This window comes from Nocardia sp. NPDC055029 (assembly GCF_053608525.1).
This window is the reverse complement of sequence record NZ_JBSGVQ010000027.1, coordinates 1-14981: the sequence shown is the minus strand read 5'-3', so window position 1 is coordinate 14981 and position 14981 is coordinate 1. Positions and strand designations below refer to the sequence as shown.

Here is a 14981-nt window from a genome sequence, read left to right as displayed (position 1 = left end):
CGTGGAGCGCCGGATGCGATGAGAGTCGCACGTCCGGTGCGGAGGGCGGGCCGGGGAAACGGACCAGGAGCAATCCTGGCACCGCGCCCCGGTCCGACCCCTACGTGATCGGCGCCGCCAACAGGTCCGCTATCGCGACGCTGGTCGAACGGACAAGCCGCTTCGTCATGCTCGGACACCTCGGCCGCAACCGCAGCGCCGAGACCGTCCGGGACAGCCTCATCGCCGCCGTTACCAGTTTGCCGACCAGTCTGCACAGGACGCTGACCTGGGACCAAGGCGCGGTAATGGCCGAACACCGCGCCTTCAGCATCGCGGCCGACATGAAAGTCTACTTCTGCGACCCCGGCTCACCATGGCAGCGCGGCACCAACGAGAACACCAATGGCCTTCTGCGTCAGTACCTTCCGAAGGGCACCGATCTCTCCCGGCACGACCCTCGACTCCTTCGAGCCGTCGCGGACGAGCTCAACGGACGTCCGAGGAAGTCCTTGGACTGGGATACACCCGCCGAATGACTGGCTGCTTTACTGGAAGCGTCATAACCTCGATCGTTGCGACGATTGCTGGAATCCAAGCGGCGTGGTGACGAATCATCTCGTTCTACCGGCGCGGCGAAAGACGCCGTGATGTCGGTCCTGACACGTCTCAGGCCCCGACGCCTGGACCGCCGGGTCGGCCGCTTCGGCACGCAGAACTCGGAAGTCGATGAACGGCCAGGGCGCTGGCCGCAGCTGATCAGTCTGGCCGCAGGCGCGCCGGCGGAGAGGACACCGACCGGACAACCCTGTAGCCGCTGGGAACCTCCCCGGGGTCGCGGGCGTCGAGGTAGTCGTGGACGAGCACGAGGTGATCGACCGCCAGGCATTGACCGCGCGAGCGATTTGGCTCGACCGGGGCGGAGTTGCCAAGAGTCGTGGTGTGGCCGCGGTCGCGGCCAAGGCACTGACCACCCGGCGGGTGGCCGATTCGTGCGCGAAAGGTTCTGGGTCAGTCGAATTTCGTGTGTCGGTCAGAGTGTGAGTCGTCGATGGCGCCGTTTGAAGACCCGTCGGATCGCGGCCGCTACCCAGACGCTCACCAGCGCGGCCAACATTACACAGACCGGGTACGCGCCGAACTTGTCTGGGCTTGCTGGCATCACCGCAATGCCCAACAAGGTTGCTAGAACCGCCACGAGCAGGGCTGTCCAACAACCGAGGATACGTCGAGCGGGCTGGGCGGGGGTGGCAAAGGTCTCCTGGATCGGGGTGACGAGTGCGAGCGTCGCCAGCCCCGCAGCGCCGAAACCAGGGCCCGAGGCGTTCGGCGCCGACGCGGGCGCACCGGCCGGGTTGCAGCCTAGTGGTTCCCGCGATGGTTGAGCGCACCGGCCGCGACATCGCCGTCGTCGGGATCGGCGCGGTGTTTCCCGGTGCGCCGAACGCCCAGGTGTTCTGGCGAAACATCATGGCGGGCTGCCCGTCGCCGCGATCGGCGGACTCGGTCGTCCTCGTCGGCGGTGCTGATGCCCGGCACACCGGTTCGGTTGACCATGCATCCAAAAATGGGAATGCTGCACCGCAGTCGGCGGTGCAGCGTCCTTGGCCATCCCCCGCTCAAGCTGGGGACGGGCGCCCGCCTCCCCAGGCCCCGCGGCAGCGAAACTACCAGCGCGCTGTGCAGACCGAGAATCATCGCGACTGCTTGGACTCCGGTCATCAAGTCCTCCGGTCTGGACAGTGACAGCAGTGCCGAACACGACGGCTGCGGCCGCGAGCATCGGCCGTCGGGGTCGGGCCTATCTCCTGGGCCCGTCGGGCGATTGGGCAGGGTTGGTCGGAGGTGTCAACGTCATCGCGTGCATCAGCTTGGACAGACGAAGCGAGGACACGCCGAGCAAGACGACGATCTGGAGACGCTGTGTACTGGGCCTCCAGAATTGACAGGATGAGCCAAAACGAGCAAAGCCAACCAGCCCGTGCAGGGCGCGAGGACGCTCGGCCAGGCGGCCAGGACGCGAACGAAGACGGGCCGACGGCGCTGCGTCAAAGCGGCCGATCTGCGCGACGTAGGAGAGGGTTGATCCCGCGGCAGTCCGGCGTGGAGCCGGTGTGGTGGTTCCGTGAGATTGTCCTGGTGTTCGGGCTCGCAGTGATCGTCTTCGCAGCACAGTTGTATATCGACACACAGCGCGAGACGCGCGAGCGAGAACTGGCACAGAATCAGTTTGCCCAGTCGCTGCGAATTGAGAACCTCCGCTTCGTGCGCGAACGATCATCTCCCGATCCGAACCTGCCGAGGCCATTTAAAGGGTTTGACCTTTACCAGCAGGATCTCGCCGGTCTCCAACTGGAGTACGCACGCCTTAACGAGGCGGACCTCCGTTCTGCCAACCTCTTCTTGGTCGAACTCCGCCGCGCAATCCTCTCCGGGGCGGACCTTCGTGGCGCGGACCTCAGGATGGCGGATCTCTTCGGCGCGAATCTCCGCAGCGCGGACCTCTCCGGCGCGGACCTGAGTCGCGCCAACCTCGTCGGTGCGGACCTCACCCACGGGATCCTTGTCGACGTGAACCTCAGCAGCGCGAAACTAAATGCGCCCGATACCCCAGGCGCGGCTCGCCTAGGTGCAAACCTCACCCAGGCGAACCTTTCGGGCGCGAACCTCTCCGACGCGGACCTCGGCTTTGCGGACCTCACCCAGGCGAACCTTTCGGGCGCGAACCTCTCCGACGCGGGCTTCACCCAGGCGAACCTTTCGGGCGCGAACCTCTCCGACGCGGGCCTCACCCAGGCGAACCTTTCGGGCGCGAACCTCTCCGACGCGGACCTCGGCTTTGCGGACCTCACCCATGCGAACCTTTCGGGCGCGAACCTCTCCGACGCGGGCCTCTTCGGCACGAATCTCCACAGCGCGAACCTCTCCGACGCGGACCTGAGTCGCGCCAACCACGACTATGTGATCCTCACCCAAACGAACCTTTCGGGCGCGAACCTCTCCGACACGGACCTCATCCGAGCGAACCTTTCGGGCGCGAACCTCTCCGACGCGGACCTCACCCACGCTGAGCTCTCCGGAGCACTACTCACGAACGCGACGCTCGATGGTGCAAACCTGAATAGCATCCGCTACGACAACACCACTCGATGGCCCGAAGGCTTCACTCCGCCACCTAGCCGGTAAGGAACGTTGCCGCCAGAGGCTCTTGAGAAAACACCCCCCCAGCCCTGGTCCTGGTGAAGACTGGGGTTCTGAGCGGCGAAGAACACTCGTATCTGCCCCGGCTCGATACCGTGGAGAGCATGACCGTCGATCTCGTTGTCTGGGCCGAGGAAGTCGCCCGAGTGTGCCTGCGTGACCTTCCGCGCCGACTCCAACACGTCGAGGGTGTGGCGCGTCGCGCGGCAACGGTGGCCGACGCGGTCGACGATCCAGCGCTGCTTGTCGCGGCGGCCTGGCTACACGACATCGGGTACAGTGCCCAGCTGGCGACGACGGGGTTCCATCCGGTGGATGGTGCCGAGTTCCTTCGCACTGAAGGCGCGCCGCACAGGCTGTGCGCGCTTGTCACCAATCATTCGTGTGCGTGTGTTGAAGCCCGCCGGCGCGGAATTCCCCTGCTGTGGGAGGACGAGCCGGCGCTGCGGGACGCCCTGCGGTGGGCGGACATGTCCACAAGGCAGGCGGGTGAGCCGACGGACGTTCGGAGCCGGATCGCGGAAGTTCTCGAACGGTACGGGCCTGATCACGTCGTGTCGGCATCAGTCGCGGAGTCGGCGCCGCAGTTGGTCGCTGCCGTCGAACGTACACAGGTGGCCGCCCGGCTCGCTGGCGTCGAGGTCAAGTGAAATAGGGCGACGCAGCTTCCAATCCTCGTTCGATCCGTAAGCTGATCGACGGGTGGACGTTGAGCGAGTCTGCCGCGGCGGGCGTGACCCACAAAACTTCCTTGGACTCCTCGCTGGTGCGCAGCGATCCGCCGATGGGTCGTGCACGGAAGCAGATCGAGAACTCCTGCCGGACCTCGCCGTCGTCGTAGGCGATGACGTGCTCCGGGTTGGAGAAAACCCCAACGAGGTCGGTGACCTCCACACTGATGTCGGTCTCCTCGAGGACCTCACGGGCCACGGCCTCGCTGACTGTCTCGCCAGCCTCAAGTCGGCCACCAGGTATGGCGTACCGGTCGTTGCTGTTCGCCGGATCATCAAGATTCGGCCCGAGTCGTCTAGCACCACCGCGCTGACCGCCACCTTGATGGCGTTCGGCCGCGGTGCTGCCGGGTCATGGAAGTAGTCGGTTCGTCCCATTGCCGTCGTCCTCCGTCGCGGTTGCCCACACGACTCAAACTAGTCATGTACGTGTCGAACAGGTTGCCGGCGGGCAGTTGGCGGATATGCATCGCAGGGCGTGGGCGCCGGGGAGGCCGTAGGCGTGCATGTTGACGATCATCTCGTCGTCGAATCGGAAGAACCCGCAGCGATCGAACCCACAATCTGCTGGTAGCTAGTGGATTCGATCGGTACTGTCATTGGGCAACGGGGTGACTACCGGGCCGCGGCCGACCGGTCAGTGCAGGGTGGCGGCAGGTGACCGGTGGCCAATGCCACGGTGAGGTCAAACAGCCGCAGCCAGTCCCAATCCGTGGCGGCAGAGGTGAGGGCCGGTCGGGCCGGGTGCAGCCGTCGTAGCGCGTCGACTCGGCGGCGGCACTGACATGACCGGCCTGGGCGTTTAGTCTCCTGCCAAACCCGAGGGCTCTCCGACATTCTCTACTACTTCGCGCCAGATCTCTGCCCAGTACTTGGGCAATTCGGGTCCGTACGCGTTAAGCGCTAACGGCGAGTCTCCCTGTTTCCGGGAACTGTATGCTTGTCCAACCAGGCAGGTCTGGAGGAAGAAGACGCTTATGCCGCGTGGTGCGGGCCTGGGCTCACCTCGGCGTCGGGATTTCTGCGCCGACCAAAGTTTCGCAAATTCGACAATCTGCTCGCGATATGCTGAAAGTGTCTCGATGACTGTCGCAATGTCTGAAACTCCAAATGATTCGATTTCAGCTACGCGCCGCGAAATGTACCTTCCTTCAATTCTCGAATCAAGGGGTGCATTAATGGCCTGCGCTACGCGAGTATCTAGTTCGCGCAGGAATGCCGTCCTGAGCATTGCTCGAACGCTTAGTTGATCAATTTCAATGGGAGGTTCGGTGTCGGTTGAATTTGATGAATCGGCCTCTATCTCCTCGGCGACTTGCTCTTCGAGTGTGCCGAGGGTATCGCGGATGTTGACAAATTCGTCATCTGCCATCTCTAGAAGCCCGGCGAGGCGGGAGAATTTTCTCTTCATTTCCGTCGGGAGCGAGCCGTTTGCCTTGTAGCCCAAGTCGTGCTCAATCTCTGCCCAGGCGTGCTGAAGAATCGATCGAATCTGAATCTCGAACACCCTCCCCTTGAACCGCTCGTACTCGACAAGTGTTTCGCGTGTCTCGCCGAGTTTGGCGATATAGTGAAGCGAAAGATATCCAAATCTGTCGGGGTCAAGAATTTTTCGCTTATCGACCGAGTTCTCCGGGTCGATGGCGAACTCTGGAATGAGTGCATTCGCGACTCGGTCGACTTCATCGGTAAAGTACGTAATTACCCTAATTCCTAGCAGATCGGTCAACTCGGCGACGCTGGAATACTTTCCCTCACGGTTCGCGATCTTCTTATCCGCGGATTCTTTTGTTTTCACTCTGTATGTCACGCTATGGACTTGAATACCAGCCCTGTTTAATAGCTCGGATATCAGGCGTTCCAGTGAAATTCCGAAACTTTCGAGACTTTCGGTCGCAGTATCAAAGTCGCCCGAGTTGTCCGCGATAGGCATTCCGCAATAGTACTACTCGCCTCACCTTGGGGCTGCGGAACGTAGATGAGCTACAGCTGATCTCCGAATATTGCCCGCTTGTGTGCGTCGCGAGCACGCTCGCTGGCAACGGAGGCGCCGTATCGGCCGAGCATCTGCCTGGACCGCCAGCCCGCCAGCATCATCAGGTCCTGTTCCTGACCGCCGTTCGCGAGCCAGTTGTGTGCGAAGAAGTGCCGGAACTGGTGCGGGTGCAGGTGGCCGATACCTGCGTTGACGGCGCGACGATCGATCATCTGCTGGACTCCCGACTTGGTGATCGGCCCGAAGCGACTGAGCCAAAGTTCTGGTCGGTCGTTGGCTGCCTGCGGGTGTCGGGCTCGCATTCGCAGATAGCGACGCAACGCGGTGCGCGTCTTGTCACCGAAGGGGAGTAGGCGCGGCAAGGCGATGAGGCCAATGGGAGTTGCGGCGACTGGAGTGCGCTGGCCCACGAAAACGACGGGTGTCGGCCGATCGGTGCTCATCGCAGCTAGAGGAGTTCGGCACCCCGACACCCTACGGCCAGACCCCGACACAGCGGAGCCGATGCAATACCGACAGAGCGGCGGCGTCACCTGATTGACGGCACAGTCGGAGGCGAAGCGGCCGTGCGTGTTGGTCGGCTGAAGGTGAGTATCTCCGCGCGCCCGGTCCGGCCCGGGGGAGATGGGCCGGACCGGCATGCGCTCGGGTAACGGCCTGGGCGGGCCAGCACATGCTCACCCGGTACGAGTGCTTCGCACACTACGCCGGGCAGCGCCCAGTGCGCCTCCCGACCGCACACCTGGCGTTGGCTCTGGGCGTACCCTGCCCCAAGTGCGTCACCCCGCCAACGCTGTTGCTTCAGAGGACCGGGCGGGGATGGGTCAGCTTGCTGAGAAAGGTGTACTTCGACAGGTGGCTCGGCTCCGCCGGGATCGGTTGTTCTGCCAGGTGGCGGATGGTCCAGCGGCGGAGGGAGCCGAGTTCATCGATCATCTCGCTACGGCGGTCACGTTCGCTGCCACGGGACCGGAGGTATTCGATCTCGAGCTGCTGGAGTGCCGTGCCGGGATGCTCTGGGAATACGCAGCGGTCGGCCATGATCGAGTAGATGTGTCCGGTGTTGACGCTTTCGACGTTGTTGTCGAACCAGGTACGGGTGAACTCCCCGAGGTAGCTGACGTCGAGGCCTAGGCGTCGGTGCAGGTAGGACTGCATCTGCGCGATGTCGGTGTGTTCCTCAGGGACAATGTTTTTGGTTTCGAAGCGGGCGAATCCGTCCTGTGTGAACCGTTTGCGTTTGATGACGTGACCGCCCGCCCGGCGGGGGATGAACGATGCGTACCCGCAGTCGGCCGAGGTCGGTCCGGTGACCTCGAACATGTAGTTGTGGAACTGCCCCATCTCGAAGGCGTTGGCGAACTCGGGTCGCAGGTACTCCGGTTCCCCGCAGCCGATCTCCTCGGCAATGCCCCGGGTGAGCGTGTCGATGTCGATGTCGATGTCGATGTCGGGGTCGAGGGTGAACTTGTGCTCGTACTCCACCCCGGCGTCGATGGTGAAGTACCAGCACTCGTGGCTGCCACTGTGGCCGAGAACTCCGGCAGCCGGTACACGACTTCGGCCAGGACCGCCGCCGAGGGCTCCTTCGTTGTGGCGCGGCTGATCTCGGCGAAGCTGAAGACGTGGGCGATCTCGCCGACGGGTGGAGGAGCCCCGCCTCGTCGTTGATGCGGGAGGGCACGTACACCAACCACCCAGCACTGCTGCCGGAGGTCTGCGCTGAGAACGGCCAGCGGCATCGATTCTCGCCGCGCCGCTCCCTCGACGCCGGTCGTGTTGGAGCGCTCAAGCAGCTGAGAACCGGTGTGACGGTAAGAAGAGTGAGGGCTGGTCTGCTCGGCCCAGTTGACCATGGCGGTTGCATAGCCCGGTCTGGCTGTCACCGGCTGCACTTGGAACATGATGTCGCTGGGGAGGTTCTCTCCCGGTGTCCGGTAGCGGGTGTGCCAGGTGCCGGTGAGCAGCCAGCAGGATGCGTATGCCATGGTCGACCCCCAGGGTCAGTCGCGGGTGGTGAGGCGGCGGGCGGAGTTGAGTGCGACAAGCGCAGCGAGACGGATACCGAGGAACGCGAAGGCGGCAGGGACGAGGATGCGCCGCCAGCCGGTGCGGGCGGGTGCGGACGTAGAACAAGGCGGCGCTGCGGTGGTGGTGCCACAGGGACCGGTTGCGCCGGAACTTGCCGGACTGTCCGCCGTGGTGGGTGACCCAGGCAGGGCCGGACAGGACGGTGGTGTAGCCGTTCTCGCGCAGGCGCCAGGCGAGGTCGGCGTCTTCGAGATACATCCAGTAGCGGGGGTCGAAGCCACGCATCTGCTCCCACAGAGGGCGTTTCATCATCAAGGAGCAGCCCGAGACCCAGTCGACGATCTGGTCGGCGTCGGGGCGGCCGATGGCGGGGCCGAAGTATTCGGCGCTGGCGGAGTTGCTGCCGGGCCGCAGCACGCTCATGATCGCGTGGCGGGCGGCGAGGGTCGTGGAGGGAAAGCGTCGGCCGTTGGGGTAGGGCTCGCCGGCCGGAGTCTGGATGCGGGTCCCCACGACGCCGATCTGTGGGTCGGCGAGGGTGGCGATATGGGCGTCGAGGGCCTTTCCTGCGTCATGCGGGGCCGCCCGACCATGTCGACCACGTGTCGCCGGTTGCGCCCGGGTTCAGTGCAGCAGTGCCGTGCGTTGACCGTAATACGCTGTCCGCCAGGACAATCAATACCGGCCAATTGTTCAGGACTGTGTCGCGGTGAAGCCGATCCACATCGCCGACCACCCACATGCCTGGGAGAACAGGGCGGTCAGCACACCGCGCAGAACGAGTGCGAAGCCTAGTTCGCGGCCCGCCGCGACCATTCGCCGTTCGAGCGCCATCGCTTGGATCCCGTTGGCAGCAGAATCGCGACCAGAGCCAGCTTCACGCGCGTGGCGAGTATCTCGAATTCGGGTTCGAGCAGCATCCCGCTGCCCGCCAGACCCGCGAGGCCGACCCAGATCGGCAGATGCAGTCGGCCGATGTCGCGCAGCATCTGCGCGGTCGTCACCCGCCGGGTCGGCCACAGCAGGGCCGAATGGTCGCCGACCAGCACTGCGCCCAGCCCGACGACCAGCGCTGCCAGGTGGACGAACATCGCGAGGCGATGCAGTTCCGGACTCACATCCAAGCGGCTCGACACCCAGATCGCGGCCGCGAGAAGCCCGCCCGCCGACAGCGTTGCGAGCGCCACCGCACCGCCACTCCGGCTCGCCGCCGCTGCTTTCCCGACGTCGATTGACATGACGCCTCGTCCTCTCCCTCAGGCAGACCACGTATGTCAGCCAGTGGAACAGGCGCCCGCGTTGATCTCCGCAGGTTCGGTCAACCGTCCGTCAATCAGCCCAAGCCGTCGAGGAATTCGCGAACGTCCTCGGCGTCGGGAACCTGTAGCGCCCGCCACCCGGCCAAGGCCCGCCGAGCGTGGTGGCGGGCGAGATCGGTGTCGCCGAGATCGTGGTGGGTCCGCGCGAGGCCCTCCTCGGCCCGTGCTTGCTCGGACCGGTTGCCGTGGTTCTCGGCCAGCCGCAGCGCGGCGGTGTGGTCGGCGAGCGCCCGCTGCGGATCGCCTGCCGCCCTGGCGGTTTCGCCGAGGCCGTTGATCGCGGCCGCGCGATCATGGTGGTCGCCGAGCTCTTCGTACAGTTCCGCGGCCTGCCTGTGATGGTCGAAGGCCGGGCCGATCCGGCCGTCGCGGCGGTAGACCAACCCGATGTGATCGAGCACCAAGGCTTCACCGCGCCGGTTGCCCAGCTCGCGGTGCAGGGTGAGGGCTCGGCTCAGGTGGTCGGCGGCCGCCGCGGGCATGCCGCACCGATCGAGGATGACGCCGAGGTTGCCGAGCACGTGCGCCTCGCCGACCCGGTTGCCCACCGCGTGGGTGAGTTCGAGAGCGCGGCCGAAAAGCTCTCTGGCCGACTCGAAGTCGCGGCGACGTGAGGCGACGTTGCCCAGGGTGTTGTAGGCGCGGGCCTCCTCGTAGGCTATGCCGGTCGCCCGGCATAGCCCGACGGCCCGCCGGGACAGCGCTTCGGCCTCGTCGTAATCCCCGCGGCGCCACGCGGTCCAGCCGAGATCGGTGAGAGCGCGGGCTTCGCATGTCCGATCGCCGAGGCGGCGGCCCGCCTGAAGCGCGGCGCCGTGCAGGATGGCCGCATCGGAGTGGCGGGAGTTGCCGTCCAGGTAGGGCCGCAGGGTGGTCGCCAAATCGCCGACCCGCGTCGGCCATTCGCAGCAGGCTGCGGTGGCGGTCGCTGCGACGAGGTTCTCGCGTTCGGTGTCGAGCCAGCGCGCCGCCGCGGTCTCGTCCGGAAATTCCGTAATCGCGCGGGCCGGCTCCGGCAGTTCCGGGCGCTGGTCGGCGCCGTAGGGGAAGAGCAGATCGATAGCGGCGCGAGCGTGGTGCAGGTAGTGCTCGAAGAGCCCGGCGGTGGCGGCTCGCCGCACGTCGGTGTCCTCCGCGACCGTCGCTGTGCTGTGGGCGAATTCGCGCAGCAGATCGTGGAAGGTGTAGCGGCCGACTTCGTGCTGGGCGAGCATGTGCGCGTCCAGCAGGTCTTCGAGGTAGTCTTCCGCCTCGTACACCGAGAGGCCTGCGAGCGCGGCCGCGGCGTGCGGCTCGATATCTCGTCCGGGATGCAGACCGAGTAGCCGGAACATCCGTTGCTGGGCGGGGGCAAGCTGCTCGTAGGAGAGCGTGAAGGCTGCCGCGACACCGCGGTCGGCGGTGGCGAGTTCGGCGAGCCTGCGCCGTTCGTCGCGTAGCCGGTCGGCCAGGTATTCGACGCTCCAGCGCGGTCGGTGGTGCAGCCGTGCCGCGGCGATGCGCACGGCGAGCGGCAGAAAACCGCAGAGCTGGAGCACATCGAGGACAGCGAGCGGTTCCGCGTCGGCGCGTGCCCCGACAATCCGGCCGAACAGCGCGATGGCATCCTCGGCGGGCAGCGGATCCAGCGAAAAGGACCGGGCGCCATCGAGATCGATCAGTCGGCGTCTGCTGGTGATCAGCAGCAGGCTGGACGAAGCGCCGGGCAGCAACGGCCGGACGTGTTCGGCGTCGAGGGCGTTGTCGAGCACCACGACCACGGAGCGGGCGGCGAGTTCTGCCCGCCACAGCGCGCCGCGGTCCGCATCGGACGCCGGGATGCGTTCGGCGGGAACGCCCAACTGGCGCAGCAGGACTTCCAGCGCCGCACCCGGCTCGACCGGATGGCTGCCCGGGGTATGGCCTTGCAGATCGACGAAGAGCCGTCCGTCGGCGAACAGATCGCCGAGCCGATGCGCGGTGTGAATCGCCAAGGTGGTCTTGCCGATTCCGGCCATGCCGTCGAGCACCACGATGGTTGCGGACGGTCCGTCGCCCGCGTCCCGGCCGGTGAGCCGGTCGAGTTCGTCGGTGCGTCCGGCGAAGTCGGGGATGTCGTAGGGGAGGAAATCGGGACGGCGCGCGATAGGCGGCGACGTCTCCGCATCGTGGATATCGATCGTGTTGCCGCCGTGCGGTTTCGCGGCGACGGGACGGTGGATCTTCACGCTGACCGGTTCGGTCGATGCCTCGGCTCCGGCGGGACCGTCGACGACGGTGGCGGCGTGCGGTTCGGCAAGGGCGGTGTCGATCGGCGCGGCTTGGGGAAGCATCAACGCCCGATCATCCTGGAGTACCGCCTGTTCCAGCGCCAGAAACGCGCGGCCGGGGTCCAGCCCTTGCGTGTCGGCCAGCGCCGTGCGGAAGGCGCGGGCGGCGGCGAGTGCATCGGCTTGCCGACCGGATCGGTGCAGGGCGAGGACCAACTGGGCGTGCAGCCGCTCCCGCAGCGGATCGGCCGCAGCGTGGGCGACGAGTTCGTCGAGGATCTCCGCGTGCCTGCCGAGCGTGAGCTCCAGCTCGAGCAGACGCTCCATGGCGCCGAGCCGCTTCTCCCGCAGTCGAATTCTGGCTCCCGCCACGTAGTCGGCGTTCACGTCGGCGAGCGCCTCGCCGTGCCACAGTGCCAATGCGGCGCGCAGCGTGCACACGGCAGCCCGCGGATCGGTCGCCGCGCTCGCTCGCCCGCGTGCGACCAGGTCGGTGAACTCGGTGAGGTCGAGCTGACCCGGCCCGGGTTTCAGCACATAGCCCGCGGTGCCGCGCGTCTGCAGCAGCTCCGCCGCGCCCACTTGGCGCAGCACCCGGCGGATGGCGGTGATCGCGGCGTGGATCTGCGAACGCGCGGTGTCGGGCGGCCGCACGCCCCACACGGCGTCGGTGATCTGCTCGGCGCTGAGCACCTGGCCCGCGTGCAGCAGGAGATAAGCCAGGACGGCCCGGTGTCGCGGTGCGGTGCCCGTCAGCGCGGTGCCGTTCACGGTGATGTCGACAGCACCGAGAACCCTGAACCGCATACCTTCTCCCGCCTCCTATCGAGCACCCATAGCGGAGGCATCGCGAATCTATCAACTCGGCGGCACAGAGTAGTCGCCATGCCAGGACTTCCTCTCATCGAACCGGAGATCGCCGCGGGCCCGACCGCGGCATTGTTCGACGCGGCGCAGGAGCTGTGCGGCCTCACGCCCAATCTGATCAAGACGATCGGCAACAGTCCGCCCGCGCTGCGCGGCTACGTCGAATTGTCGAAAGCATTGCGCGACAGCGCAATCGCCGAGGCAACGCGGGCCAGGATCGCGGTACTCGTCGCCCAGGAGAACCGCTGCGACTACATGCTGTCCGCCCATAGCTTTCTCGGTACCCGCGTGAGTGGTCTCACCGATCGGGAGGCCGCCGCCGCGCGTTCCGGTGTCGCCGCCGATGCGAAAGCCGCTGCGCTGCTGGCCTTCGCGAGCGCCGTGGTCCGCGGCCGTGGCGCCGTCACCGACGCCGAACTCGCCGCCGCGCAGGAAACGCTTACCGCCGCCGAGCTCGTCGAGGCGGTCGCGCAGGTCGCTCTCGGCGTCTTCGGTAACTACGTGGCGCTGGTCGGGCGGGTCGCCAACGACTGGCCGCTCGTCCGTCACGACGTCCGGCCGGACGAGTCCTGAACCGCCGATTTCCCGCTCTTGTCACAGTCTTCCGCCCCGTCTCGTCATACCGGTACGGGGCGGCCACCCACCGAAAGATCCGAAACTCCGAAAGGAACACTGACCATGAGTACACACATCGCGACCCCGGACTCGCTGCCCGGCGCAACCCCGGCGCACGGCGTGCGGGCACTGATCGACTCCGTCGCAGGCACCACTGCGGCATCGCGCACCAAGTTCGCTGTCTTCGCCGCGACCACCGGCCTGGTGCTGACCGAGTCGGTGGTGGGCGCGTACTGGGATCTGGCCCGCATCCCGTACGTCGAGGAGACCTTCGCCGGGCTGCGCTACCCGATGTACTTCGCGACGATCCTCGGTGTGGCCAAGGTCGCCGCAGTCGCCGCATTGGTGGTGCCGGGATTTCCGCGGCTCAAAGAATGGGCTTACGCCGGACTGTTCTTCGTCTACGCCGGTGCGGCCGCCTCCCATCTCGCGGTCGGCGATCCGACCCCCAACACGGTGTCCCCGCTGGTCTTCGCGGGGCTGACGCTGGCCTCCTGGGCGCTGCGCGCCCCGGCCCAGCGCGACCCGAAGCCGTTGTCCCGCGCGCTGAAGTTCCGTCGCGCCTAGTTCCGGTGGGGGCGCGGTCTCGGCGACCGCGCCCCGCACGATTCGTCTACTACTGAAAGTTGAGAAAAGACAATGTCTTTCGAAGTTCTGCGCGACGCGGTGCGTGGCCGGGTGCTGCTCCCAGGTGACGGGGGATTCGACGGAGCCGCGCGGCCGTGGAACATCACGGTCAGCCAGCCGGTGGCCGCGGTGGTGGAGGCGGCCGACGCCGCCGACGTGGCCGCCGTCGTCACCCATGCGGCGCGGGCGGGTGTGCCCGTGGTGGCGCAGCCGACCGGACATGGTGCGGCAGGCGGGATCTCGGAAGCGATCCTGCTGCGCACCGGGCGGCTCGACGGCGTCGAGATCGACGCCGAACGGCGGATCGCGAAGGTCGGCGCGGGCGCGCAATGGGGTGCGGTGCAGGCCGCGGCCGGTACGCACGGGCTCACCGGACTGGCGGGCAGCAATCCGGTGGTCGGCGTGACCGGCTACACGCTCGGCGGTGGCCTGAGCTGGTTCGGTCGCAAGTACGGCTGGGCGTCGGATGCGGTGCGCGCCTTCGACATAGTCGACGCGACCGGTGCCGCGGCGCGGGTGACGGCCGACGACGATCCCGAGCTGTTCTGGGCGTTGCGCGGCGGCGGAGGCGATTTCGCCGTGGTGACCGGACTGGAGTTCGACCTGTTCCCGGCGCCCGGGCTCTACGGCGGCCGGGTGATGTGGCCCGGCACCCGCACCGCGGCGGTGTTCGAGCTGTTCCTGCAGCTCACCTCGGACGCGCCCGCGGAACTGTCGGTGTGGTTCCACCGCTTCCAATTCCCGGACGCGCCGCCGATGGTTGCGCTGGACGCCGCCTACCTGGGCGACGCGGAAGAGGGCCGGGCGCTGCTCGCCGCGCTGGACGCGATCGGCGGCGCCGTCACGGATACGCGCGGCGCGCTGGCGGTGGCCGACCTCGGCGCCATCACCGCCGAGCCCACCGATCCGAGCCCCTCGCTGTCCCGCGCCGAAATGCTCACGGCACTCGACGACGCGGTCGTCAAGACCGTGCTGGAAGGCCCGGTCGCCCCGCTGGTCGACATCCAGATCCGCCACCTCGGCGCCGCATTGGCCGCCACCCGCCTCGGCGGCGGCGCCCGCGGTCCCGTCGCCGAGCCCTACCTGCTGTATCTGCTCGGCCTCGGCCTGCCGCACCTCGCCGACGCGGTCAAGGGCCGCCGTCGCGAGATCGTCGACGCGCTCGGCGGCAGCATCACCGGCCGCAAGCCCTACACCTTCCTCACCCCGGAGGAGACCGCGGCGAGCGCGTTCGACGCGGGGACGCTGGCCAGGTTGGGGGAGATCAAGCGGGCGCGGGATCCGCAGGGGGTGATCCGGTCGAACTACCCGGTGCTCGGATAGGACTCGGCGCCGAGCGACCGCAAGCCGGAGACCCTTGTGGCTC

The 14981-nt window shown here is 66.8% G+C and carries 13 protein-coding genes and 1 pseudogene; 7 read left to right on the top strand and 7 right to left on the bottom strand.

Annotated features, from left to right (window positions below; translation table 11 throughout):
* Nucleotides 1–116: 116 nt before the first annotated feature.
* The 4 genes and pseudogenes from ACWF9G_RS22200 to ACWF9G_RS22185 form a co-directional block, all read left to right on the top strand.
* Nucleotides 117–518: pseudogene (locus ACWF9G_RS22200) on the top strand (IS30 family transposase); the annotation flags it as partial.
* Between the two features lie 838 nt (nucleotides 519–1356).
* Nucleotides 1357–1725: a beta-ketoacyl synthase N-terminal-like domain-containing protein gene (locus tag ACWF9G_RS22195; RefSeq protein ID WP_452517544.1), complete on the top strand. Its 369-nt coding sequence runs from the start codon at nucleotides 1357–1359 to the stop codon at nucleotides 1723–1725.
* Between the two features lie 204 nt (nucleotides 1726–1929).
* A complete protein-coding gene (locus ACWF9G_RS22190) occupies nucleotides 1930–3165 on the top strand; it encodes a pentapeptide repeat-containing protein (RefSeq protein WP_452517542.1) in 1236 nt (411 codons plus the stop codon).
* Between the two features lie 119 nt (nucleotides 3166–3284).
* Nucleotides 3285–3830 (top strand): HD domain-containing protein, encoded by a 546-nt coding sequence (locus tag ACWF9G_RS22185; RefSeq protein ID WP_452517540.1) that lies wholly within the window; start codon nucleotides 3285–3287, stop codon nucleotides 3828–3830.
* Here ACWF9G_RS22185 and ACWF9G_RS22180 read toward each other — a convergent pair.
* The 7 genes from ACWF9G_RS22180 to ACWF9G_RS22150 all read right to left on the bottom strand — a co-directional run bounded on the left by ACWF9G_RS22180 (nucleotide 3823) and on the right by ACWF9G_RS22150 (nucleotide 12313).
* Entirely contained in the window at nucleotides 3823–4110 is a 288-nt protein-coding gene (locus tag ACWF9G_RS22180) for an NUDIX hydrolase (RefSeq protein WP_452517538.1), read from the bottom strand. The two genes, ACWF9G_RS22185 and ACWF9G_RS22180, sit on opposite strands and share 8 nt — an antisense overlap.
* A 603-nt stretch (nucleotides 4111–4713) precedes the next feature.
* Nucleotides 4714–5844, bottom strand: coding sequence for a GTP pyrophosphokinase (locus tag ACWF9G_RS22175; RefSeq protein WP_452517537.1), 1131 nt, complete (start codon nucleotides 5842–5844; stop codon nucleotides 4714–4716).
* Between the two features lie 50 nt (nucleotides 5845–5894).
* Entirely contained in the window at nucleotides 5895–6350 is a 456-nt protein-coding gene (locus tag ACWF9G_RS22170; RefSeq protein WP_452517535.1) for a tyrosine-type recombinase/integrase, read from the bottom strand.
* 358 nt (nucleotides 6351–6708) lie between these two features.
* Nucleotides 6709–7392 carry a hypothetical protein gene (locus ACWF9G_RS22165; protein WP_452517533.1) on the bottom strand — a complete coding sequence of 228 codons (684 nt, stop codon included), beginning with the start codon at nucleotides 7390–7392 and terminating at the stop codon, nucleotides 6709–6711.
* A gap of 303 nt (nucleotides 7393–7695) precedes the next feature.
* Nucleotides 7696–8451, bottom strand: a complete 756-nt coding sequence (locus ACWF9G_RS22160) for a glycosyltransferase family 2 protein (protein ID WP_452517531.1) — start codon at nucleotides 8449–8451, stop codon at nucleotides 7696–7698.
* 278 nt (nucleotides 8452–8729) lie between these two features.
* On the bottom strand, nucleotides 8730–9176 hold the full coding sequence (locus tag ACWF9G_RS22155; RefSeq protein WP_452517529.1) for a hypothetical protein: 447 nt from the start codon (nucleotides 9174–9176) through the stop codon (nucleotides 8730–8732).
* A 95-nt stretch (nucleotides 9177–9271) separates the two neighbouring features.
* The gene (locus ACWF9G_RS22150; protein WP_452517527.1) at nucleotides 9272–12313 is read right to left on the bottom strand and encodes an AfsR/SARP family transcriptional regulator; all 3042 of its coding nucleotides are present in this window, start codon (nucleotides 12311–12313) and stop codon (nucleotides 9272–9274) included.
* A gap of 78 nt (nucleotides 12314–12391) precedes the next feature.
* On the opposite strand from ACWF9G_RS22150, the gene ACWF9G_RS22145 reads away from it, so the two are divergent.
* The 3 genes from ACWF9G_RS22145 to ACWF9G_RS22135 all read left to right on the top strand — a co-directional run bounded on the left by ACWF9G_RS22145 (nucleotide 12392) and on the right by ACWF9G_RS22135 (nucleotide 14938).
* Entirely contained in the window at nucleotides 12392–12946 is a 555-nt protein-coding gene (locus tag ACWF9G_RS22145; protein WP_379309837.1) for a carboxymuconolactone decarboxylase family protein, read from the top strand.
* A gap of 105 nt (nucleotides 12947–13051) precedes the next feature.
* Nucleotides 13052–13555: a DoxX family protein gene (locus ACWF9G_RS22140; RefSeq protein WP_452517525.1), complete on the top strand. Its 504-nt coding sequence runs from the start codon at nucleotides 13052–13054 to the stop codon at nucleotides 13553–13555.
* Nucleotides 13556–13627: 72 nt separating this feature from the next.
* Nucleotides 13628–14938, top strand: a complete 1311-nt coding sequence (locus ACWF9G_RS22135) for an FAD-binding oxidoreductase (RefSeq protein WP_452517523.1) — start codon at nucleotides 13628–13630, stop codon at nucleotides 14936–14938.
* Nucleotides 14939–14981 lie beyond the last annotated feature (43 nt).

Coding starts and splice junctions, on each gene's coding strand:
- ACWF9G_RS22195 (WP_452517544.1), top strand. CDS start 1,357: ATGGTTGAGCGCACCGGCCGCGACATCGCCGTCGTCGGGATCGGCGCG.
- ACWF9G_RS22190 (WP_452517542.1), top strand. CDS start 1,930: ATGAGCCAAAACGAGCAAAGCCAACCAGCCCGTGCAGGGCGCGAGGAC.
- ACWF9G_RS22185 (WP_452517540.1), top strand. CDS start 3,285: ATGACCGTCGATCTCGTTGTCTGGGCCGAGGAAGTCGCCCGAGTGTGC.
- ACWF9G_RS22175 (WP_452517537.1), bottom strand. CDS start 5,844: ATGCCTATCGCGGACAACTCGGGCGACTTTGATACTGCGACCGAAAGT.
- ACWF9G_RS22170 (WP_452517535.1), bottom strand. CDS start 6,350: ATGAGCACCGATCGGCCGACACCCGTCGTTTTCGTGGGCCAGCGCACT.
- ACWF9G_RS22155 (WP_452517529.1), bottom strand. CDS start 9,176: ATGTCAATCGACGTCGGGAAAGCAGCGGCGGCGAGCCGGAGTGGCGGT.
- ACWF9G_RS22150 (WP_452517527.1), bottom strand. CDS start 12,313: ATGCGGTTCAGGGTTCTCGGTGCTGTCGACATCACCGTGAACGGCACC.
- ACWF9G_RS22145 (WP_379309837.1), top strand. CDS start 12,392: ATGCCAGGACTTCCTCTCATCGAACCGGAGATCGCCGCGGGCCCGACC.
- ACWF9G_RS22140 (WP_452517525.1), top strand. CDS start 13,052: ATGAGTACACACATCGCGACCCCGGACTCGCTGCCCGGCGCAACCCCG.
- ACWF9G_RS22135 (WP_452517523.1), top strand. CDS start 13,628: ATGTCTTTCGAAGTTCTGCGCGACGCGGTGCGTGGCCGGGTGCTGCTC.